Genomic DNA, 18,541 nt, shown 5'->3' with positions numbered 1-18,541 from the left:
GGTTCTCGGGTTCAGAGCGGGCGGTTCATGCGGCAGGTGCTGGGCTGGGCGACGGCGGCGGCGTCCAGGCGGCGCAGCGTCTTGAAGCCATAGCCCGAGCCTTCGACGTCGTGCGGCAGCTCGCGCGTGCCGGCACGTTCCATCACGCTGACGACCAGCGGCTGCTGCAGCTGGTGGTCCTCGGCGCGCATCGTCGCGCGGTGCAGGCCGCCGAGCGTCGCACCGTCGTAGCTCAGGCCTTCGAGGGCCCGCGCCACCGCGACGGCTTCGGTGCCGCGCGCACGTTCGATCGCCGCGGCCAGCATCTCGACCAGCACCTGCATGCGCGCGTGCACGTAGTCCTCGCGCGGATCGGGGAAACGTTTGCGGAACGCGGCGTAGAAGGCCTCGGCCGGCGCGCCGCCGACGTTCGGGTGCCACTCGGCCACCGCCAGCACCGAACCGATGCCGGCGTCACCCACCGCCGCCGGCACCCCCAGCGCGTTGCCGTAGAAGGTGTAGAGCTTGGCGTCGCTGCCGACCTCGCGCAGCGCACGCACCAGCAGCGTCAGGTCGTTGCCCCAGTTGCCGGTCAGCACCGCCTGCGCACCGCTGGCCTTGATCTTCGCGGCGTAGGGGATGAAGTCCTTCACCCGGCCCATCGGGTGCAGCTCGTCGCCGACGATCTCGATGTCGGGGCGCCTGGCGGCGATCATCTCGCGCGCCTTGCGGTTCACGTGCTGACCGAAGCTGTAGTCCTGGCCGATCAGGTAGACCTTGCGCACGCCGCGGTCGCCCTGCAGCACATCGGTCAGCGCCGCCAGCCGCATGTCGGCGTGGGCGTCGAAGCGGAAGTGCCAGAAGCTGCAGCGCTCGTTGGTCAGCGCCGGATCGACGGCCGAATAGTTCAGGAAGATCGCGCGCCGGTCGGGCTCGCGTGCGTTGTGTTTGTCCAGCGCGTCGATCAGCGCCGCTGCGGTGGCCGAGCTGTTGCCCTGCAGCACGAAGCCGATGCGCTGGTCCAGCGCCGCGCGCAGCATCGACAGCGCCTCTTCTGTCGAGCCCTTGCTGTCCAGGCGCACCAGCTCCAGCGGCCGCGCGCCGCCGGGCAGGCGCACGCCGCCACGGGCGTTGACTCGTTCGACCGCCCACTGGATGTTGCGTGCGACGGCGTCGCCGGCATTGGCAAAGGCGCCCGAGAGGCCTTCGATCAGCGCGATCTTGATCGGTGCGGCTTGCGGCTGGGCGTGCAGCGGAGCGGACAGGCCGGCGGCGGCGAACGCGAGCCAGGCACGGCGCGTCAGGGAGGAGGGAGTCATCGAAGACGTTCGGCTGGCGACGGGCGCGGTGGCCCGCCCGGGGAACCGGCGCACGGTGGCGCGCCGGGGTGGAGGCGGGATTCTAGGAGGCGGCTGCCGACAGCTCGTCCAGCGGCCAGCGCGGGCGCACGTCGAAGGCGCCGGCGGTGCTGCCCTGTGCCAGGCCACGCTCGAGCCGCATCGCCGCGGCCATCGCGATCATCGCGCCGTTGTCGGTGCACAGCGCCAGCGGCGGGTAGAAGACACGTGCACCGAGTTTCTCCGCGCCGGCATCCAGCGTCTCGCGCAGACGCCGGTTGGCGCCGACGCCGCCGGCGACGACCAGGCGCTTCGTGCCACTGGCCTTCAGCGCACGCAGCGCCTTGGCCGACAGCACGTCGACGATCGCCGCCTGCGTCGAGGCCGCCAGATCGGCAAGCGCCTGCTCGCAGACGTTGGGGCCCAGCTTGCGATGCTGCGTCATCACGGCGGTCTTGAGCCCGGCGAACGAGAAGTCGAGGTCGCCGCTGTGCAGCAGCGGGCGCGGCAGGGCGAAAGCCGTGGCGTCGCCGAACTCGGCCAGCCGCGACAACGCCGGCCCGCCGGGGTAGCCCAGGCCCAGCAGCTTGGCGCTCTTGTCGAAGGCTTCGCCGGCGGCGTCGTCGATCGTTTCGCCCAGCAGCTCGTAGGAGCCGACGGCGTCGACACGCATCAGCTGCGTGTGGCCGCCGGACACGAGCAGCGCGACGAACGGGAACTCGGGCGCCGGGTCGGCCAGGAACGGCGACAGCAGATGGCCTTCGAGGTGGTGCACACCGAAGGTCGGCCGCCCCAGCGCGGCGCCCAGCGCGACGGCGACGCCGGCACCGACCAGCAGCGCACCAGCCAGCCCCGGCCCGCGGGTGTAGGCGACGAGGTCGACCTCGGCCAGCGTGCACTCCGACTGCGCGAGCACCTGGCGCACCAGCGGCAGCACGCGGCGGATGTGGTCGCGCGAGGCCAGCTCGGGCACGACGCCGCCGTACTCGGCGTGCATCTCGGCCTGGCTGTGCAGCGCCTCGCCGAGCAGGCGCGGCGCGGCGCCGGGCCGGGTCTGGACCAGCGCGACGCCGGTCTCGTCGCAGGAAGACTCGAATCCGAGAACGATCATGGCGGGCAGTGTAGAGGCGCTCGGCGCGGATCGCGGGAGCTGGCACGGTGCTTGCGAGAGAGAACTCGACACCTCCGTCGGGTGTCTGTCTATCTCCTCAGCAGGGCAACAGGCCCTTTATCCCAACCTCTCCGGCGCCCGCCGGGGAGGTTTTTTTTCGCCTGCCGGCAAGACCCTGGCACCGACGCGGGGCGTGGTGCTCCGGCTCAGTGCTTCTCGCGCGCGTGGTTGATCGAGTAGCGCGGGATCTCGATGGTCACGTCCTGGTTGGACAGGATGGCCTGGCAGCTCAGCCGCGAGCTCGGCTGCAGCCCCCAGGCGCGGTCGAGCAGGTCTTCCTCGGTCTCGTCGAGTTCGCCCAGTGACGCGAAGCCCTCCTTCACGACGACGTGGCAGGTGGTGCAGGCGCAGCTCATCTCGCAGGCGTGCTCGATCTCGACGCCGTTGTCCAGCAGCGCCTCGCAGATCGAGGTGCCGGCCGGCGCCTCGACGGTCTTGCCTTCGGGGCAGTAATCGGGATGGGGAAGGATGCGGATGACGGGCATGGTTCAGACGTCCTCGACTCGGCGACCGGACAAGGCTTGCCGGATGCCTTGGTTCATGCGCGCGGCGGCGAAGGCCTCGGTGCCGTCGGCCAGCGCCTTGACGGCGGCTTCGATCGCCGCGGCGTCGCCGCTGGAGGCAATCGACAGCGTCGAGGTGATCAGCGCGTCGATGTCGGCGCGCTCCTCGGCCGACAGCAGCGCGCCGTCGGCGGCCAGCGCGGCGCGCGTGGCCAGCACCATGCGCTCGGCCTCGACCCGCGCCTCGCGCAGCGCACGTGCCGCCATGTCCTCGGCGGCATAGGTGAAGCCGTCCTGCAGCATGCGCGCGATCTGGCCGTCGTCCAGGCCGTAGCTGGGCTTGACGACGACGCTGGCCTCGACGCCCGAGCCCTGCTCGCGCGCCGAGACGCTGAGCAGGCCGTCGGCGTCGACCTGGAAGGTGACTCGGATGCGCGCCGCGCCGGCCGCCATCGGCGGAATGCCGCGCAGCTCGAAACGCGCCAGCGAGCGGCACTCGGAGACGAGATCGCGCTCGCCCTGGACGACGTGGATCGCCATCGCCGTCTGGCCGTCCTTGAAGGTCGTGAAGTCCTGCGCCTTGGCCACCGGAATCGTCGTGTTGCGCTCGACGATGCGCTCGACCAGGCCGCCCATCGTCTCCAAGCCCAGCGACAGCGCGATCACGTCGAGCAGCAGCAGCTCGCCGTCGCCGGCATTGCCGGCCAGCGCGTTGGCCTGGATCGCCGCGCCCAGCGCGACGACCTCGTCGGGGTTCAGGTTGGTCAGCACCTCGCGGCCGAAGAGCTCCCCGACCGCGGTGCGCACCAGCGGCATGCGCGTCGCGCCGCCGACCATCACCACGCCCTGCACGTCCTCGCGCGTGACGCGGGCGTCGCGCAGCACCTTGCGCACCAATGCCAGCGTGCGCTCGACCAGCGGGCGGGCCAGCGTTTCCAGCTGCGTGCGGCTCAACTCGACGGCGTGTTCGGCACCACCGATCGCGGCGCGCCAGGTGGCCGATTCGGCAGCGCTCAGCTCCTCCTTGGCGGCGCGCGCGGCGACCAGCGCCGTGCGTTTGTCCTGCGGCGACACGGCCGTGACGCCGGCCTGCGCCAGCGCCCAGTCGGCCAGCGCGTGGTCGATGTCGTCGCCGCCCAGCGCGGCGTCGCCGCCGGTGGCGACGACCTCGAAGACGCCGCGGTTCAGGCGCAGCAGCGACAGGTCGAAGGTGCCGCCGCCCAGGTCGTAGACTGCATACAGGCCTTCGCTGCCCTGGTCCAGGCCGTAGGCGACGGCGGCCGCGGTCGGCTCGCTGATCAGGCGCAGCACGTTCAGCCCGGCGAGCTGCGCCGCGGCCTTGGTCGCCTGGCGCTGGGCGTCGTCGAAATAGGCCGGCACGGTGATGACGGCGCCGAAGATCTCGTCGTCGAAGGAGTCCTCGGCACGCTGGCGCAGCGCCGCCAGGATCTCGGCCGAGACCTCGACCGGCGTTTTCTCGCCGTCGCGCGTGGCGATAGCCACCATGCCCGGCGTGTCGACGAAGCGGTACGGCAGCTTGCCCGACGTGCCCTGCAGGTCCGCCAGACGGCGGCCCATCAGGCGCTTGGCCGAGACGACGGTGTTCTCGGGGTCCTCGGCGGCCGCGGCCAGCGCGTCCCAGCCGATGCGGCGGCCGCCGCCCTCGAGGTAACGCACCGCCGACGGCAGCAGCACGCGGCCCTGCTCGTCGGGCAGGCACTCGGCGACGCCGTGGCGCAGCGCGGCGACGAGCGAATGCGTCGTGCCCAGGTCGATGCCCACGGCGATGCGCCGCTGGTGCGGGTCGGGCGTCTCGCCCGGTTCGGAGATCTGCAGCAGCGCCATCGGCTCTTCAGCGGGTCGGGTCCAGGGTGTCGAGGCGGCGCTCGATGTCCTGGCGGAAACGGTTCACGAACATCAGCGCACGCACGTCGGCGGCAGCCGCGGCGGCGTCGTCCTCGGTGTCGAGACGGCGCTCGACGTCGGCCAGCAGCGCACGTTCGGTGGCGGCGACCTCGGCGTCCAGCGCCTCGACGGCGGCCAGGTCGGCGGCGTCTTCCAGCGCCTCGCGCCACTGCATCTGCTGCATCAGGAACGAGGTCGGCATCGCGGTGTTGCGCTCGGCGTCGACCGCGGCACCACGCAGCTCGCAGAGGTAGGCGGCGCGTGCGAGCGGGTCCTTCAGGCGCTGGTAGGCCTCGTTGACACGCACCGCCCACTGCATCGCCACGCGCTGCGCGGCGGCGCCCTGGGCGGCGAAGCGGTCGGGGTGCACCTCGCCCTGCAGCCGGCGCCAGGCGGCGTCGAGCGCGGCGCGGTCGACCGCGTGCCGGCGCGGCAGGCCCAGCAGCGTGAAGTCGTCGTCGTCGAGCTTCATAGTGCCTTGGCGTAGAAGGCCGAGAGGCCGTTGTCGGGGTAGCCGGCGAACGCGCCGCGGCGCACGTAGCCGCAGCGCTCGTACAGGCGGATCGCCTCGTGCTGGTCGACGCCGGTCTCCAGCAGCGCCCAGCGGTAGCTCTCGGTGCGCAGCCGGTCTTCCAGCGAGTGCAACAGCTTCTCGGCAATGCGCTGGCCACGTTCGGCCGGCGGCACGAACATGCGCTTGATCTCGCCATAGGGCTCGCCGCCGGTGGCCGTCTCGCCGGGCATGCGGCGGAACGCGCCGATGCCCACCAGCCGGCCGGCGCGGCGCGCGACCTGGAAGTACACGTCCGGTGCCAGCAGCGCCTGCACGTCGAGGATGTGGTTGGCCTCCGGCGGGTACAGCGACGCGAGATAGGCGTCGAGCTGCTCAAGCAGCGCGGCGACCTCGGGCTGGTCGGGGCGTTCGGGGCGGATGGTCAGCATCGCGTGCAAGGCAAAGCGCGGCCACGAGGGCCGCGCCGGACTCGGGGCAACCCGGTATTGTCGGTCAGACGCGGAAGGACTCGCCGCAGCCGCAACGGTCGCGTTCGCGAGGGTTGTGGAACTTGAAGCCTTCGTTGAGGCCTTCGCGCACGAAGTCCAGCTGAGTGCCGTCCAGGTAGGGCAGGCTCTTCGGGTCGACGAGCACCTTGACGCCGTGGTCCTCGAAGACGATGTCCTCGGCAGCCACTTCGTCGGCGTACTCCAGCTTGTAGGCCAGGCCCGAGCAGCCCGTCGTCTTGACGCCCAGGCGCACGCCCACGCCCTTGCCGCGGCGGCCGAGATAACGCGTGACGTGGCGGGCCGCCGCTTCGGTGAGAGTGATCGACATGATCCCCTTACGGCTGCGTCGCCACGGCCTCGCCGTGTTTGGCCTTGTAGTCCTGCACCGCGGCCTTGATCGCGTCCTCGGCAAGGATCGAGCAGTGGATCTTCACCGGCGGCAGCGCCAGTTCCTCGGCGATGTCGGTGTTCTTGATCGTCAGCGCCTGGTCCAGCGTCTTGCCCTTGACCCACTCGGTGACCAGCGAGCTCGACGCGATCGCCGAGCCGCAGCCGTAGGTCTTGAAGCGCGCGTCCTCGATCAGCCCGGTGCTCGGGTCGACCTTGATCTGCAGCTTCATCACGTCGCCGCAGGCCGGGGCGCCGACCATGCCGGTACCCACCGTCTCGTCGCCCTTCTCGAACGCGCCCACGTTGCGCGGGTTCTCGTAGTGGTCGACGACCTTGTCGCTGTAGGCCATGTCAGTTCTCCTGGTTCTATCCGTTCAGTGCGCAGACCACTGGATCGTGCTCAGGTCGACGCCGTCCTTGTACATGTCCCACAGCGGCGACAGTTCGCGCAGCTTGGCGACACGGTCCTTCAGCGTCGCGACCGCGTAGTCGATCTCCGCCTCGGTCGTGAAGCGGCCGATCGTCATGCGCAGGCTGGAGTGCGCCAGCTCGTCGCTGCGGCCCAGCGCACGCAGCACGTAGCTGGGCTCCAGGCTCGCCGAGGTGCAGGCCGAGCCCGAGGACACGGCGATGCCCTTGATGCCCATGATCAGCGACTCGCCCTCGACGAAGTTGAAGCTGGCGTTGACGTTGTGCGGCACGCGGCGCTCGAGGTGGCCGTTGATGAAGACCTGCTCGATGTCGGCGATGCCGTCCAGCAGCCGCTTCTGCAGCATCCGGATGCGCTCGCTCTCGGTGCCCATCTCGGCCTCGGCGATCGCGAAGGCCTCGCCCATGCCGACGATCTGGTGCGTCGGCAGCGTGCCCGAACGCATGCCGCGCTCGTGGCCGCCGCCGTGCATCTGGGCCTCGATGCGCACGCGCGGCTTGCGGCGCACGTAGAGCGCGCCGATGCCCTTGGGGCCGTAGCTCTTGTGCGAGGCCAGGCTCATCAGGTCGACCGGCAGCGTGCCCAGGTCGATCGCGACCTTGCCGGTGGCCTGCGCGGCGTCGACGTGGAAGATGATGCCGCGCTCGCGGCAGAGGCGGCCGATCTCCGGGATGTCCTGGATCACGCCGATCTCGTTGTTCACGAACATCACCGACACGAGGATCGTGTCCGGACGCAGCGCCGCCTTGAAGCTTTCGAGGTCGAGCAGGCCGTCCTCCTGGACGTCGAGGTAGGTGACCTCGAAGCCCTGGCGCTCCAGCTCGCGCATCGTGTCGAGCACCGCCTTGTGCTCGGTCTTCACCGTGATCAGGTGCTTGCCGCGCGAGGCGTAGAAGTGCGCCGCGCCCTTGAGCGCGAGGTTGTTGCTCTCGGTCGCGCCCGAGGTCCAGACGATCTCGCGCGGGTCGGCCTTGATCAGCGAGGCCACCTGGGCCCGCGCCTTCTCCACCGCCTCTTCCGCTTCCCAGCCCCAGGCGTGACTGCGGGACGCCGGGTTGCCGAAGTGTTCGCGCAACCACGGGATCATCACGTCGACGACGCGCGGGTCCACCGGCGTCGTCGCGCCGTAATCCATGTAGATCGGGAAATGCGGGGTCATGTCGCTTACTTGGTGAAGGAACTGCCGAACGCGAAGACCGAGTTCGGCGCGGTGACCTTGATCGGCTTGACGACCGGCTGCGAGGAGATCGCGCGCTTGATCGGCGCCTCCTCGACCGAGACGCCCTTGGCGATCTGCTCGTCGACGAGCTTCTTCAGCGAGATCGAGTCGAGGTACTCGATCATCTTGTTGTTCAGGCTCGCCCAGAGGTCGTGCGTCATGCAGCGGCCGCCGTCATCGCCGTGGCAGTTTTCCTTGCCGCCGCAGCCGGTGGCGTCGATCGGCTCGTCGACGGCGACGATGATGTCGGCGACGGTGATCTCGTCGGCCCCGCGGCCCAGCGAGTAGCCGCCGCCCGGGCCGCGAGTGCTTTCGACCAGTTCATGGCGGCGCAGCTTGCCGAACAGCTGTTCGAGGTAGGACAGCGAAATCTGCTGCCGCTGGCTGATGGCCGCCAGCGCCACCGGGCCGCTGTGCGAGCGCAGCGCGAGGTCGATCATCGCGGTGACGGCGAAGCGGCCTTTGGTGGTCAGTCTCATGGATGTCTCCTTACGGAAGGCGTCGGCGACCGCGGGTTTCCCCGTAGAGCGATCCCGACTAGATTGCTCAAGTATAGCTGAGACCAACCAATTTGGTCAAGCTTAGGGCGGCACCGTCGTCAGAGCGACTGCGCGCGCAGCAGGCGGGCCACGATCCCGTCGCACGCGTCCTCGACCAGGTCGAGCACACGTTCGAAACCCGCCGCCGACCCGTAATAAGGGTCGGGCACCTCGCGCACGCCTGCATGGCGCAGGGCGTGATCCATGAGCAACCCGAGGTCGGCGTGGGCGTCGTCGGGCGCGATCTGCCTCAGCCGGGCCAGGTTGTCCTCGTCCATCGCGAGGATCCAGTCGAAGCGAGAGAAGTCCTCGCGCTCGACCTTCCGGGCCCGCAGCCGGGCGAGATCGTAACCCCGCGCGGCCGCATGGCGAACAGCACGTGGATCCGGGGCCTCGCCAGCGTGATATCCGTGGGTCCCGGCCGAGTCGACCTGCACCTGCTTGCCCAGGCCCGCGGCGTCGAGCCGGGCGCGCAGCACGCCTTCGGCGCTCGGCGAACGGCAGATGTTGCCCATGCAGACCAGCAGGATGCTGCGCGGCGCCTCGTTCATCGGCCGGCCCCACGCGCCGCGTCCAGCGGCACGACGTTGAGGTCGTGCCCGTCGGCACCGAAGGCCTGCTCGCGCAGCAGCGCGAGCTGGTCGCGCACCCGCGCCGCCTTCTCGAACTCGAGGTTGCGCGCGTGTTCGAGCATCTGCTTCTCCAGCGCCTTGATGCGTTTGCCGAGGTCCTTCTCGGACATCGCCTCGACCTCCGCGGCGGCCTGCGCCGACTGCAACTCGTCCTTCGCGGTCTTGTCGCTGACGACACCGTCGATCAGGTCGCGGATCTTCTTGCTGACCGTCTTCGGCGTGATGCCCATCTTCTCGTTGTGCGCGACCTGCTTGGCGCGCCGGCGCTCGGTCTCGTCGATCGCGCGGCGCATCGAGTCGGTGATGCGGTCGGCGTAGAGGATGGCCTTGCCGCGGGCGTTGCGCGCCGCGCGGCCGATGGTCTGGATCAGGCTGCGCTCGGCACGCAGGAAGCCTTCCTTGTCGGCGTCGAGGATCGCCACCAGGCTCACCTCGGGCAAGTCCAGGCCCTCGCGCAGCAGGTTGATGCCCACCAGCACGTCGAACGAGCCCAGCCGCAGGTCGCGCAGGATCTCGACGCGCTCGACGGTGTCGATGTCGCTGTGCAGGTAGCGCACCTTGACGCCGTTGTCCGACAGGTAGTCGGTCAGCTGCTCGGACATGCGCTTGGTCAGCGTCGTGATCAGCACGCGCTCGTTGACGAGCACGCGCTCGCGGATCTCCTGCAGCACGTCGTCGACCTGGGTCGACGCCGGCCGCACCTCGACCTCGGGGTCGAGAAGGCCGGTCGGGCGCACGACCTGCTCGACGACCTGGCCGGAATGCGTCTTCTCGTAGTCGGCCGGCGTCGCGGTGACGAACACCGCCTGGCGCATGCGGCGCTCGAACTCCTCGAAGCGCAGCGGCCGGTTGTCCAGCGCGCTCGGCAGCCGGAAGCCGTACTCCACGAGCGTCGTCTTGCGCGCGCGGTCGCCGTTGTACATGCCGCCCAGCTGGCCGATCAGCACGTGGCTCTCGTCGAGGAACATGATCGAGTCGCGCGGCAGGTAGTCCACCAGCGTCGACGGCGGCTCACCGGGCGCGGCGCCCGACAGGTGGCGGGTGTAGTTCTCGATGCCCTTGCAGTGGCCGACCTCCTGCAGCATCTCGACGTCGAAACGCGTGCGCTGCTCGACGCGCTGGGCCTCGACGAGCTTGCCGTTCTTGACGAAGAAGTCGACACGCTCGCGCAGCTCGGCCTTGATGCCGTCGACGGCGCGCAGCACCTGCTCGCGCGGCGTCACGTAGTGGCTGGACGGGTAGATGACGAAACGCGGCACCTTCTGGCGCACGCGCCCGGTCAGCGGGTCCAGCAGCGCCAGCGACTCGATCTCGTCGTCGAAGAGCTCGATGCGCAGCGCCAGCTCGCTGTGTTCGGCCGGGAAGACGTCGATCGTGTCGCCGCGCACGCGGAAGCTGCCACGGCCGAAATCGATCTCGTTGCGCGTGTACTGCATCGAGACCAGCCGGGCGATGACGTCGCGCTGGCCCATCTTGTCGCCGACACGCACGATGAGCCGCATCTGCGTGTAGTCCTCGGGCTTGCCGATGCCGTAGATCGCGCTGACGGTGGCGACGATGACGACGTCGCGGCGCTCGAGGATGCTCTTCGTCGCCGACAGCCGCATCTGCTCGATGTGCTCGTTGATCGCGCTGTCCTTCTCGATGAACAGGTCGCGCTGCGGCACGTAGGCCTCGGGCTGGTAGTAGTCGTAGTAGCTGACGAAGTACTCGACGGCATTCCTCGGGAAGAACTCGCGGAACTCGCTGTACAGCTGCGCGGCCAGCGTCTTGTTGGGCGCAAAGACGATCGCCGGGCGGCCGAGACGGGCGATGACGTTGGCCATCGTGAAGGTCTTGCCCGAGCCGGTGACGCCCAGCAGCGTCTGGTAGGACAGGCCGTCGTGCACGCCTTCGACCAGCTGATTGATCGCGGCAGGCTGGTCGCCGGCCGGCGGATAGGGCTGGAAGAGCTGGAACGGGGAATCGGCAAACGTGACGAACTCGCCCCGGGCGGGCTCCGTCGCGACGTCGGTGGCTTCGGTCATCGGGAACAACCTGGTGGCGGACATCTAGAATTCGAGCGCAACCGCAGAGCGTAACGCAGCCGCGAACTGTCTGCCGGTCGCCCCGTCCGACCCGCCACTCCTCAGGAAACCGCCATGTCCGCCTCCGTGTTCGCCGCCGTCCAGATGGCTCCGCGCGACCCGATCCTCGGTCTCAACGAACAGTTCGCCGCCGACCCGAACCCGGCGAAGGTGAACCTGGGCGTGGGCGTCTACTTCGACGACAACGGCAAGCTGCCGGTGCTGGCCTGCGTGGCCGCGGCCGAGAAGCAGTTGCTCGAAGCCTCCAAGCCCAAGGGCTACCTGCCGATCGACGGCATCGCCGCCTACGACAAGGCGGTGCAGGGCCTGGTGTTCGGCGACGGCAGCGAGGTGCTGCAGGCCGGCCGCGTGGCCACCGTGCAGGCGCTGGGCGGCACCGGCGGCCTGAAGGTCGGCGCCGACCTGCTGAAGAAGCTGAACCCGGCCGCGCGCGTGCTGATCAGCGACCCGAGCTGGGAAAACCACCGCGCGCTGTTCAGCAACGCCGGCTTCGAGGTCTCGACCTACCCGTACTACGACGCGGCGACGCGCGGCATCCGCTTCGCCGACATGCTCGCGGCGCTGAAGGCCGCCGCGCCCGGCACCATCGTCGTGCTGCACGCCTGCTGCCACAACCCGACCGGCTGCGACCTGACGCCGGCGCAGTGGACCGAAGTCGTCGCCGCCTGCCAGGCCGCCGGCCTCGTGCCCTTCCTCGACATGGCCTACCAGGGTTTCGGCGAAGGCATCGCCGAGGACGGCGCGGTCATCGGCCAGTTCGTCGCCAGCGGCCTGCAGTTCCTGGTCTCGACCTCGTTCTCGAAGAGCTTCTCGCTCTACGGCGAACGGGTCGGCGCGCTCAGCGTCGTCTGCGCCGACCGCGACGAGACCACGCGCGTGCTGTCGCAGCTGAAGATCGTCATCCGCACCAACTACTCCAACCCGCCGACCTTCGGCGCCCAGCTCGTCGCCACCGTGCTGACGACGCCGGCGCTGCGCGCGCAGTGGGAGGAGGAGCTGGCCGGCATGCGGCTGCGCATCCGCGCGATGCGCGCGGCGCTGGTCGAGAAGCTGGCCGCCGCCGGCGTGCCGGGCGACCTGTCCTACATCACGCGCCAGAAGGGCATGTTCAGCTACTCCGGCCTGTCGGCCGAGCAGATGCAGCGCCTGCGCAGCGAATTCGGCGTCTACGGCGTCGATTCGGGCCGCATCTGCGTCGCCGCGCTGAACAGCAAGAACATCGACGCCGTCGCCGCGGCGATCGCCAAGGTGGCCTGAAATCCTTCCGGCCGATGACAATCGGCCGGGAACCCGAGCGTTTTCCGCGTTTCCCCCTGCCGCACAGCCCGGCAGGATGCTCGTTGACCGACTACTATTGCTGCACTGCACAATGCAGGCGGCGAGGACGGAGACGAGCATGCTGTATCACCTGTACGAGACGCAACGCGCGCTGATGGCGCCGTTCGCGGAGTTCGCGGCCGCCACCGCCAAGCTGTACGACCACCCGCTGTCGCCCTTCGCGCACACGCCGATGGCGCAGCGCGTGTCCGCCGGTTTCGACCTGCTGCACCGGCTGGCCAAGGAGTACGAGAAGCCCGAGTTCGGCATCACCTCGGCCACCGTCGAGGGCGTCGCCGTCGCCGTGCAGGAGCAGGTGGCGCTGGCCAAGCCCTTCTGCCGGCTGCTGCGCTTCAAGCGCTTCAGCGACGAACCCCATGCGCTCGCGCGCATGAAGACGCAGCCCACGGTGCTGGTCGTCGCGCCGCTGTCGGGCCATCACTCGACGCTGCTGCGCGACACCGTCACCAGCCTGCTGCACGACCACAAGGTCTTCATCACCGACTGGACCGACGCCCGCATGGTGCCCGAGGCAGAAGGCCCGTTCCACCTGGCCGATTACGTCGGCTACGTGCAGGACTTCATCCGTCACATCGGCCCGAACGTGCACGTCATATCGGTCTGCCAACCGACGGTGCCGGTGCTGGCCGCGGTCTCGCTGCTGGCCAGCGGCGGCGAAGCGACGCCGCGCACGATGACGATGATGGGCGGCCCGATCGACGCACGCCGCAGCCCGACGGCGGTGAACAACCTGGCGATGAACAAGAGCCATGCCTGGTTCCAGGCCAACGTCATCTACCGCGTGCCGAGCAACTACCCGGGCGCCGGGCGGGCGGTCTATCCGGGCTTCATGCAGCACTCGGGATTCGTGGCGATGAACCCCGACCGCCACGTCAGCAGCCACTACGACTACTTCCTGGACCTGGTGCGCGGCGACGAGGACAGCGCCGAGGCGCACCGCAAGTTCTACGACGAGTACAACGCCGTGCTCGACATGCCGGCCGAGTACTACCTGGACACGATCAAGACCGTCTTCCAGGACTTCGCGCTGGTCAACGGCACCTGGGAGGTGCACGGGCAGCTCGTGCGGCCGCAGGACATCAAGACGACCGCGCTGCTGACCGTCGAGGGCCAGCTCGACGACATCTCCGGTGCGGGCCAGACGCGCGCCGCACACGACCTGTGTTCCGGCATCCCGCGCACGCGCCAGTTCCACTACGACGTCGAGGGCGCCGGCCACTACGGCATCTTCTCCGGCCGGCGCTGGCGCGAGAAGGTCTACCCCGAGCTGCGCGGCTTCATCGCCCGCTTCGACAAGCCGGCGCCGCGCGCGGTCGCCCGATAATCGGGCGGTGACCGCCGCCCTCGCCGACCGAATCGACGCCGCCCTGCCGCAGACGCAGTGCACGCGCTGCGGCTACGCCGACTGCCGCGCGTATGCCGAGGCACTGGCCACCGGCAGCGCGACCCTCGACCGCTGCCCGCCCGGCGGCGCCGAGGGTGTCGCCCGTCTGGCGGCGCTGCTGGCCACCGAGCCGCGCCCGCTGGACCCGGCGCACGGCGCCGAAGGCCCGCGCGGCCTGGCCGTCGTCGACGAGAGCTGGTGCATCGGCTGCACGCTGTGCATCAAGGCCTGCCCGGTCGACTGCATCGTCGGCGCGCCCAAGCGCATGCACAGCGTGATCGACGCGCTGTGCACCGGCTGCGGGCTGTGCCTGCCGGCCTGCCCGGTCGACTGCATCACGATGATCGACGCGACGCCGGGCGCCAGCGGCTGGGCCGCGTGGAGCGCCGCCCAGGCCGACGACGCACGCACCCGCTACACCGCCCGCCGCGCGCGGCTGGAACGCGAGAAGCGCGAGAACGACGAACGCCTGGCCGCCAAGGCCGCGGCGAAACTCGCGGACCTGCCGAACCAGACCCGGCTCACCGACCCGGCGGCGGTCGACCGCAAACGCGCGGTCATCGAAGCGGCGCTCGCGCGTGCGCGCGCCCGGCGCCAGGAAGCCTGATGCACGACGACGCGATCGAACCCTTCTTCGCGACGCTGGCCGCGGCCAACCCGTCGCCGCAGACCGAGCTCGAGTTCACCAGCGTCTTCGAGCTGCTCTGCGCGGTGCTGCTGTCGGCGCAGGCCACCGACGTCGGCGTCAACAAGGCGACGAAGCGGCTGTTCGCGCTGGCACCGACGCCGCAACGCATGCTGGCCCTGGGGCTGGACCAGGTCACCGAGCTGATCCGCACGATCGGCCTGTTCCGCACCAAGGCGAAGAACCTGACCCAGACCTGCCGCATCCTCGTCGAGCAGCACGGCGGCGAGGTGCCGCGCTCGCGCGAGGCGCTGGAGGCACTGCCCGGCGTCGGCCGCAAGACGGCCAACGTCGTGCTCAACGTCGCCTTCGGCGAAGCGACGATGGCGGTGGACACGCACATCTTCCGCGTCGCCAACCGCACCGGGCTGGCGCCGGGCAGGACGCCGCTGGCCGTCGAGCTGAAGCTGCTGGAGCGCGTGCCGCCGAAGTACGCCGTCGACGCGCACCACTGGCTGATCCTGCACGGCCGCTACGTCTGCCAGGCGCGGCGGCCGCAGTGCGAACGCTGCGTGGTGCGCCGCTGGTGCGACACCGCTGCTTCTACAATGCCCGCGGAGGGATAGGCGTCGAAGATGGGCAACCTGCAGGATCTGAGCGAGCGCGTCGACCGCCTCGTGTTGAGGCACGAGGAACTGAAGCGCTCGAACGCGCTGCTCGAGGCCCGGCTGGCCGCGGTGACGGCCGAGCGCGACAGCCTGGTGTCGCGGCTGGCCGCGGCACGCGCGCGCATCGACGCGCTGATCGAACGCCTTCCGGCCGCGCAGCCGGCGCCCCCGGCGCCCGGAGAAGGCGCATGAAACAGGTCGAAGTCACGATCCTCGGCCAGGGCTACATCCTCGGCTGCCCCGAAGGCGGCGAGGCGCTGCTGGCCGCCGCCGTCGCCGCGGTCGACCGCGAGATGAGCGCGATCCGCGACGCCGGCAAGGTGAAGGCGCGCGAGCGCATTGCCGTGCTCGCGGCGCTGAACCTGGCCTACCAGATCGCCGAACGCGGCAACGCGCCGGCGCCTGCCCCGGCACCCGCCCCCGCGCCGCAAGCCGAGGCCGCCGCGGCGACGTCCGCCGCCGACGCCGAGGCGATCGCCGCGCTCGTGCGCCGCCTCGACGCCGCACTCGGTGAAGACGGGCATCTTCTGTAGCCCTTTTCGCATCCGGGCGGCGAGGCGGCCGACTAGAATGGACTCGTCCGTCGCGCGTGCGCGGGTCTAGATTTCCTCGATCCGATGGTCTTTGACCATGGGCTTGGAACATCGCCTCGCTGGTGTGAACGTCTCGCGTCAGATGAGCCCGAAGCCTGGCTGACCTCGCCCACCTGAACGTTCCCCATGGGTTCTTCAGGAATGCGACCCCCGGGCGCGCGGCGGACACCCCATCTCCCCCGATTTCCCCGATCTCCCCGCGACGGCCCATCGCATGGCACGCCACTGGTTGATGAAGAGCGAGCCCGACGAGGTCTCGATCGACGACCTCGCCGCCGCGCCCGGCCGTCAGCTGCCCTGGACCGGCGTGCGCAACTACCAGGCGCGCAACTTCATGCGCGACACGATGCGCCCGGGTGACGACGTGCTCTTCTATCACTCGTCCTGCGCCGAGCCGGGCATCGCCGGCCTGGCGCGCGTCATCGGCACGGCGGTGCCTGACGAGACCCAGTTCGACCCGGCGAGCCCCTATCACGACCCGAAGAGCACGCGCGACAAGCCGCGCTGGCTGCAGGTCGAGGTCGAACTGGTGCGCAAGACGCGGCTGCTGAGCCTGCGCGAGATGCGCCAGGCGCCCGAACTGGCGACGATGCGCGTGCTGCAGCCGGGCAACCGGCTGTCGATCACCGAGGTCGACGACGCCGAATGGGCCGCGGTGCTGGCCCGGCTCGGGCGCTGACGCCGGCGTGGACTTCGGCGTCCTGCTCGTCGCCGAGCTGATCACGCTCGGCATCGCCACCGGCTTCGTCGCCGGGCTGCTGGGCGTTGGCGGCGGCATGACGATGGTGCCTTTCCTGACCGCCATCCTGTCGCACCGGGGTGTCGAAGCCGGCCTGGCGGTGAAGATGGCGATCGCGACCTCGATGGCGACCATCGTCTTCACCTCGCTGTCGAGCATGCGCGCGCACCACCGCCATGGCGCGGTGCGCTGGGACTACGTGCGCGGCATCGCGCCGGGCATCGTGCTCGGCGGGCTGGCCTCGGGCGCCGGCGTCTTCGCGCTCGCCAAGGGACGCGGGCTGGCGCTGTTCTTCGCCGTCTTCATCGGCTTCTCGGCGCTGCAGATGCTGCGCGGCGCGCAACCGCGGCCGACACGCACGATGCCCGGCGCCGTCGGCCAGTCGGCGGTCGGCTCGGGCATCGGCCTGGTGTCCGGGCTGCTGGGCGCCGGCGGCGGTTTCCTCTCCGTGCCGTTCATGAGCTGGTGCAACGTGCCGCTGCGCCAGGCGATCGCCACCAGCGCGGCGCTGGGTTTTCCGATCGCGCTGGCCAACGTCGCCGGCTACCTGATCGCCGGGCGCGACCTGGCGCCGGCGCTGCCCGGCGCCTTCGGCTACCTGTACCTGCCGGCGCTGGTCATCGTCTCGGTGGCCAGCGTGACGCTGGCGCCGGTGGGCGCGCGCGCGGCGCAGCACATGGACCAGCGCCGGCTGCGGCGCATCTTCGCGCTGCTGCTGTTCTCGCTCGCGGGCTACATGGCCACGCGCGCCTTCGTCTGAGCAAACGCGTTCAGCGCGGCTCGAACGGGATCGCGGCCAGCGTCACGTGGTTGCCGCCGCGCCGGCAGGCCTCGGCAATCGCGGTTTCACAGGCGGCCAGCAGTTCCTCGCGGCTGTGCGCCGTGTGCGGGAAACTGGCGATGCCCATCGAGACCGTGAACGACATCTCCTGCCCATCGAGCACGACGATCTGCGCCGCACACTGGCGCCGGATGCTCTCCATGCGCGAGTGCGCGGTGGCCAGCCCGACACCCGACAGCAGCACGGCGAAGCGGCGGTCGTCGAGCCGGCAGGAGGCGTCCATCGCGCGCGTGCCGCTGCGCAGCAACCGGCCCAAGGCCTCGAGGATGCGCTTGTGGGCGTCCAGACCCAAGGCACGCACCGGCTCGGACAGCGGGTCGACTTCGATGAAGACGATCGAGAACTCGCGGTGTTCGCGCGTGGACAGGTCGACCTCGCGGCGCAGCTGGTCCTCGAAATGCGCGCGCGTGTAGAGGCCGGAGGCCGGATCGCGCAAGGCCTGGTCGGCGAGCTCACGCCGCAAGGATTCATTGGCCTTCTGCAACTGCTCGATCTGCGCCAGCGCGGTGGCGAGCTGCGCCTGCTGGTGGTGCTGAGGCGCAAGATCGATCCAGAGGCTGGCGATGCGCCGACGCCCGCCCTGCTCGTCGACGACACGCAGGACCGAGAAGTCGTGACGCTGGCCGTCACGCTCGATGCGGTGTTCGCTGCTGAACGGCGCACCATGCAGGAGCGCCGACTGGTCGGCCGCGCGCAACGCGCCGACGACCGGCGGATCGAACAGTTCGGCATCGGTATGCCCGATCACCGCATCGGCCTCGCGGCCGAGGAAACGCAGCAATGCGGGGTTGGCGAACTCATAGCGCCCGCTGGTCGCATCCTTGACGCCGGCCAGCGCGCCGTCACGCTGCAGCCAGGCGTCCAGCAGCGAAGCCAGCGCGGCAGGTACGCGGGCTTCGGCAAGGCCGGCTTCGATCACATCGGTCATGGGCGGTATTCGTCTCGCGAGGGCCGGACGCCGTGGACTGGGCTGACGGCATCAAGCAAAACACCAATTTTGACCCATGCGGACCCCTAGCTTCAGCGGCCTTCCCCTGGACAGGGCGGTGGCCGCGTGAACGGCGCGTGCCACCAACACCGCTGCGGGCCATCGCAATCGGTGCGTCGAGTGCCAATGCCCCCGTATCGGGCCCGATTGCCGCGGCGCGTCGGACAACTC

General features: G+C 70.2%; 21 protein-coding genes. 8 read left to right on the top strand and 13 right to left on the bottom strand.

Features of this window, described 5'->3' with window-relative positions; translation table 11 throughout:
* Positions 1-11: 11 nt before the first annotated feature.
* The 12 genes from EV684_RS14510 to uvrB form a co-directional block, all read right to left on the bottom strand.
* Positions 12-1,298: a branched-chain amino acid ABC transporter substrate-binding protein gene (locus EV684_RS14510; protein ID WP_132648009.1), complete on the bottom strand. Its 1,287-nt coding sequence runs from the start codon at positions 1,296-1,298 to the stop codon at positions 12-14.
* Positions 1,299-1,380: 82 nt separating this feature from the next.
* The gene (gene tsaD / locus EV684_RS14505) at positions 1,381-2,427 is read right to left on the bottom strand and encodes a tRNA (adenosine(37)-N6)-threonylcarbamoyltransferase complex transferase subunit TsaD (protein WP_132648008.1); all 1,047 of its coding nucleotides are present in this window, start codon (positions 2,425-2,427) and stop codon (positions 1,381-1,383) included.
* Positions 2,428-2,633: 206 nt separating this feature from the next.
* On the bottom strand, positions 2,634-2,972 hold the full coding sequence (gene fdx, locus EV684_RS14500; RefSeq protein ID WP_132648007.1) for an ISC system 2Fe-2S type ferredoxin: 339 nt from the start codon (positions 2,970-2,972) through the stop codon (positions 2,634-2,636).
* A gap of 3 nt (positions 2,973-2,975) precedes the next feature.
* Positions 2,976-4,835 (bottom strand): Fe-S protein assembly chaperone HscA, encoded by a 1,860-nt coding sequence (gene hscA, locus EV684_RS14495; RefSeq protein WP_132648006.1) that lies wholly within the window; start codon positions 4,833-4,835, stop codon positions 2,976-2,978.
* A 7-nt stretch (positions 4,836-4,842) separates the two neighbouring features.
* A complete protein-coding gene (gene hscB / locus EV684_RS14490) occupies positions 4,843-5,367 on the bottom strand; it encodes a Fe-S protein assembly co-chaperone HscB (RefSeq protein ID WP_132648005.1) in 525 nt (174 codons plus the stop codon).
* A complete protein-coding gene (locus EV684_RS14485; protein WP_132648004.1) occupies positions 5,364-5,837 on the bottom strand; it encodes a GNAT family N-acetyltransferase in 474 nt (157 codons plus the stop codon). The genes hscB and EV684_RS14485 overlap by 4 nt, the downstream gene beginning before the upstream one ends.
* Positions 5,838-5,901: 64 nt before the next feature.
* A complete protein-coding gene (gene iscA / locus EV684_RS14480) occupies positions 5,902-6,225 on the bottom strand; it encodes an iron-sulfur cluster assembly protein IscA (protein WP_132648003.1) in 324 nt (107 codons plus the stop codon).
* A gap of 7 nt (positions 6,226-6,232) precedes the next feature.
* A complete protein-coding gene (gene iscU, locus EV684_RS14475) occupies positions 6,233-6,637 on the bottom strand; it encodes a Fe-S cluster assembly scaffold IscU (RefSeq protein ID WP_132648002.1) in 405 nt (134 codons plus the stop codon).
* 24 nt (positions 6,638-6,661) lie between these two features.
* Complete coding sequence (locus EV684_RS14470; RefSeq protein WP_132648001.1) at positions 6,662-7,876, bottom strand: IscS subfamily cysteine desulfurase; 1,215 nt, start codon at positions 7,874-7,876, stop codon at positions 6,662-6,664.
* A 5-nt stretch (positions 7,877-7,881) separates the two neighbouring features.
* A complete protein-coding gene (gene iscR / locus EV684_RS14465) occupies positions 7,882-8,415 on the bottom strand; it encodes a Fe-S cluster assembly transcriptional regulator IscR (protein WP_009857731.1) in 534 nt (177 codons plus the stop codon).
* Positions 8,416-8,534: 119 nt separating this feature from the next.
* On the bottom strand, positions 8,535-9,026 hold the full coding sequence (locus EV684_RS14460; RefSeq protein ID WP_132648000.1) for a low molecular weight protein-tyrosine-phosphatase: 492 nt from the start codon (positions 9,024-9,026) through the stop codon (positions 8,535-8,537).
* The gene (gene uvrB / locus EV684_RS14455; protein ID WP_132647999.1) at positions 9,023-11,134 is read right to left on the bottom strand and encodes an excinuclease ABC subunit UvrB; all 2,112 of its coding nucleotides are present in this window, start codon (positions 11,132-11,134) and stop codon (positions 9,023-9,025) included. The genes EV684_RS14460 and uvrB overlap by 4 nt, the downstream gene beginning before the upstream one ends.
* Positions 11,135-11,248: 114 nt before the next feature.
* On the opposite strand from uvrB, the gene EV684_RS14450 reads away from it, so the two are divergent.
* The 8 genes from EV684_RS14450 (at position 11,249) to EV684_RS14415 (ending at position 17,301) form a co-directional block, all read left to right on the top strand.
* The gene (locus tag EV684_RS14450; protein ID WP_132647998.1) at positions 11,249-12,451 is read left to right on the top strand and encodes an amino acid aminotransferase; all 1,203 of its coding nucleotides are present in this window, start codon (positions 11,249-11,251) and stop codon (positions 12,449-12,451) included.
* Positions 12,452-12,590: 139 nt separating this feature from the next.
* Complete coding sequence (locus tag EV684_RS14445; RefSeq protein WP_132647997.1) at positions 12,591-13,856, top strand: polyhydroxyalkanoate depolymerase; 1,266 nt, start codon at positions 12,591-12,593, stop codon at positions 13,854-13,856.
* Between the two features lie 7 nt (positions 13,857-13,863).
* Entirely contained in the window at positions 13,864-14,523 is a 660-nt protein-coding gene (rsxB, locus tag EV684_RS14440) for an electron transport complex subunit RsxB (protein ID WP_132647996.1), read from the top strand.
* Positions 14,523-15,167, top strand: coding sequence for an endonuclease III (gene nth, locus EV684_RS14435; protein ID WP_132647995.1), 645 nt, complete (start codon positions 14,523-14,525; stop codon positions 15,165-15,167). Before rsxB ends, nth begins: the two co-directional genes overlap by 1 nt.
* Before the next feature lie 9 nt (positions 15,168-15,176).
* Positions 15,177-15,401, top strand: coding sequence for a DUF904 domain-containing protein (locus tag EV684_RS14430; protein WP_132647994.1), 225 nt, complete (start codon positions 15,177-15,179; stop codon positions 15,399-15,401).
* Positions 15,398-15,742, top strand: coding sequence for a cell division protein ZapA (locus tag EV684_RS14425; protein WP_132647993.1), 345 nt, complete (start codon positions 15,398-15,400; stop codon positions 15,740-15,742). Before EV684_RS14430 ends, EV684_RS14425 begins: the two co-directional genes overlap by 4 nt.
* Before the next feature lie 274 nt (positions 15,743-16,016).
* Complete coding sequence (locus EV684_RS14420; protein ID WP_132647992.1) at positions 16,017-16,481, top strand: EVE domain-containing protein; 465 nt, start codon at positions 16,017-16,019, stop codon at positions 16,479-16,481.
* A gap of 7 nt (positions 16,482-16,488) precedes the next feature.
* Complete coding sequence (locus EV684_RS14415) at positions 16,489-17,301, top strand: sulfite exporter TauE/SafE family protein (RefSeq protein WP_132647991.1); 813 nt, start codon at positions 16,489-16,491, stop codon at positions 17,299-17,301.
* A gap of 10 nt (positions 17,302-17,311) precedes the next feature.
* On the opposite strand, the gene EV684_RS14410 is transcribed toward EV684_RS14415, so the two are convergent.
* Positions 17,312-18,310 carry a GGDEF domain-containing protein gene (locus tag EV684_RS14410; RefSeq protein WP_132647990.1) on the bottom strand — a complete coding sequence of 333 codons (999 nt, stop codon included), beginning with the start codon at positions 18,308-18,310 and terminating at the stop codon, positions 17,312-17,314.
* Between the last annotated feature and the right edge of the window lie 231 nt (positions 18,311-18,541).

The organism is Rubrivivax gelatinosus (assembly GCF_004340905.1).
In the GTDB taxonomy this organism is placed as follows: Bacteria; Pseudomonadota; Gammaproteobacteria; order Burkholderiales; family Burkholderiaceae_C; genus Rubrivivax; species Rubrivivax gelatinosus.
The sequence above is the reverse complement of the archived record's forward strand: the minus strand, read 5'-3'. Positions and strand labels throughout refer to the sequence as shown.

What these genes read in the sequence shown, in the direction of transcription:
- EV684_RS14460 (WP_132648000.1), bottom strand. Translation starts at nt 9,026, where the DNA reads ATGAACGAGGCGCCGCGCAGCATCCTGCTGGTCTGCATGGGCAACATC.
- EV684_RS14430 (WP_132647994.1), top strand. Translation starts at nt 15,177, where the DNA reads ATGGGCAACCTGCAGGATCTGAGCGAGCGCGTCGACCGCCTCGTGTTG.
- fdx (WP_132648007.1), bottom strand. Translation starts at nt 2,972, where the DNA reads ATGCCCGTCATCCGCATCCTTCCCCATCCCGATTACTGCCCCGAAGGC.
- hscB (WP_132648005.1), bottom strand. Translation starts at nt 5,367, where the DNA reads ATGAAGCTCGACGACGACGACTTCACGCTGCTGGGCCTGCCGCGCCGG.
- EV684_RS14470 (WP_132648001.1), bottom strand. Translation starts at nt 7,876, where the DNA reads ATGACCCCGCATTTCCCGATCTACATGGATTACGGCGCGACGACGCCG.
- EV684_RS14445 (WP_132647997.1), top strand. Translation starts at nt 12,591, where the DNA reads ATGCTGTATCACCTGTACGAGACGCAACGCGCGCTGATGGCGCCGTTC.
- EV684_RS14420 (WP_132647992.1), top strand. Translation starts at nt 16,017, where the DNA reads ATGGCACGCCACTGGTTGATGAAGAGCGAGCCCGACGAGGTCTCGATC.
- iscR (WP_009857731.1), bottom strand. Translation starts at nt 8,415, where the DNA reads ATGAGACTGACCACCAAAGGCCGCTTCGCCGTCACCGCGATGATCGAC.
- uvrB (WP_132647999.1), bottom strand. Translation starts at nt 11,134, where the DNA reads ATGACCGAAGCCACCGACGTCGCGACGGAGCCCGCCCGGGGCGAGTTC.
- nth (WP_132647995.1), top strand. Translation starts at nt 14,523, where the DNA reads ATGCACGACGACGCGATCGAACCCTTCTTCGCGACGCTGGCCGCGGCC.
- EV684_RS14485 (WP_132648004.1), bottom strand. Translation starts at nt 5,837, where the DNA reads ATGCTGACCATCCGCCCCGAACGCCCCGACCAGCCCGAGGTCGCCGCG.
- hscA (WP_132648006.1), bottom strand. Translation starts at nt 4,835, where the DNA reads ATGGCGCTGCTGCAGATCTCCGAACCGGGCGAGACGCCCGACCCGCAC.
- iscA (WP_132648003.1), bottom strand. Translation starts at nt 6,225, where the DNA reads ATGTCGATCACTCTCACCGAAGCGGCGGCCCGCCACGTCACGCGTTAT.
- tsaD (WP_132648008.1), bottom strand. Translation starts at nt 2,427, where the DNA reads ATGATCGTTCTCGGATTCGAGTCTTCCTGCGACGAGACCGGCGTCGCG.
- iscU (WP_132648002.1), bottom strand. Translation starts at nt 6,637, where the DNA reads ATGGCCTACAGCGACAAGGTCGTCGACCACTACGAGAACCCGCGCAAC.
- EV684_RS14425 (WP_132647993.1), top strand. Translation starts at nt 15,398, where the DNA reads ATGAAACAGGTCGAAGTCACGATCCTCGGCCAGGGCTACATCCTCGGC.
- EV684_RS14410 (WP_132647990.1), bottom strand. Translation starts at nt 18,310, where the DNA reads ATGACCGATGTGATCGAAGCCGGCCTTGCCGAAGCCCGCGTACCTGCC.
- EV684_RS14510 (WP_132648009.1), bottom strand. Translation starts at nt 1,298, where the DNA reads ATGACTCCCTCCTCCCTGACGCGCCGTGCCTGGCTCGCGTTCGCCGCC.
- EV684_RS14450 (WP_132647998.1), top strand. Translation starts at nt 11,249, where the DNA reads ATGTCCGCCTCCGTGTTCGCCGCCGTCCAGATGGCTCCGCGCGACCCG.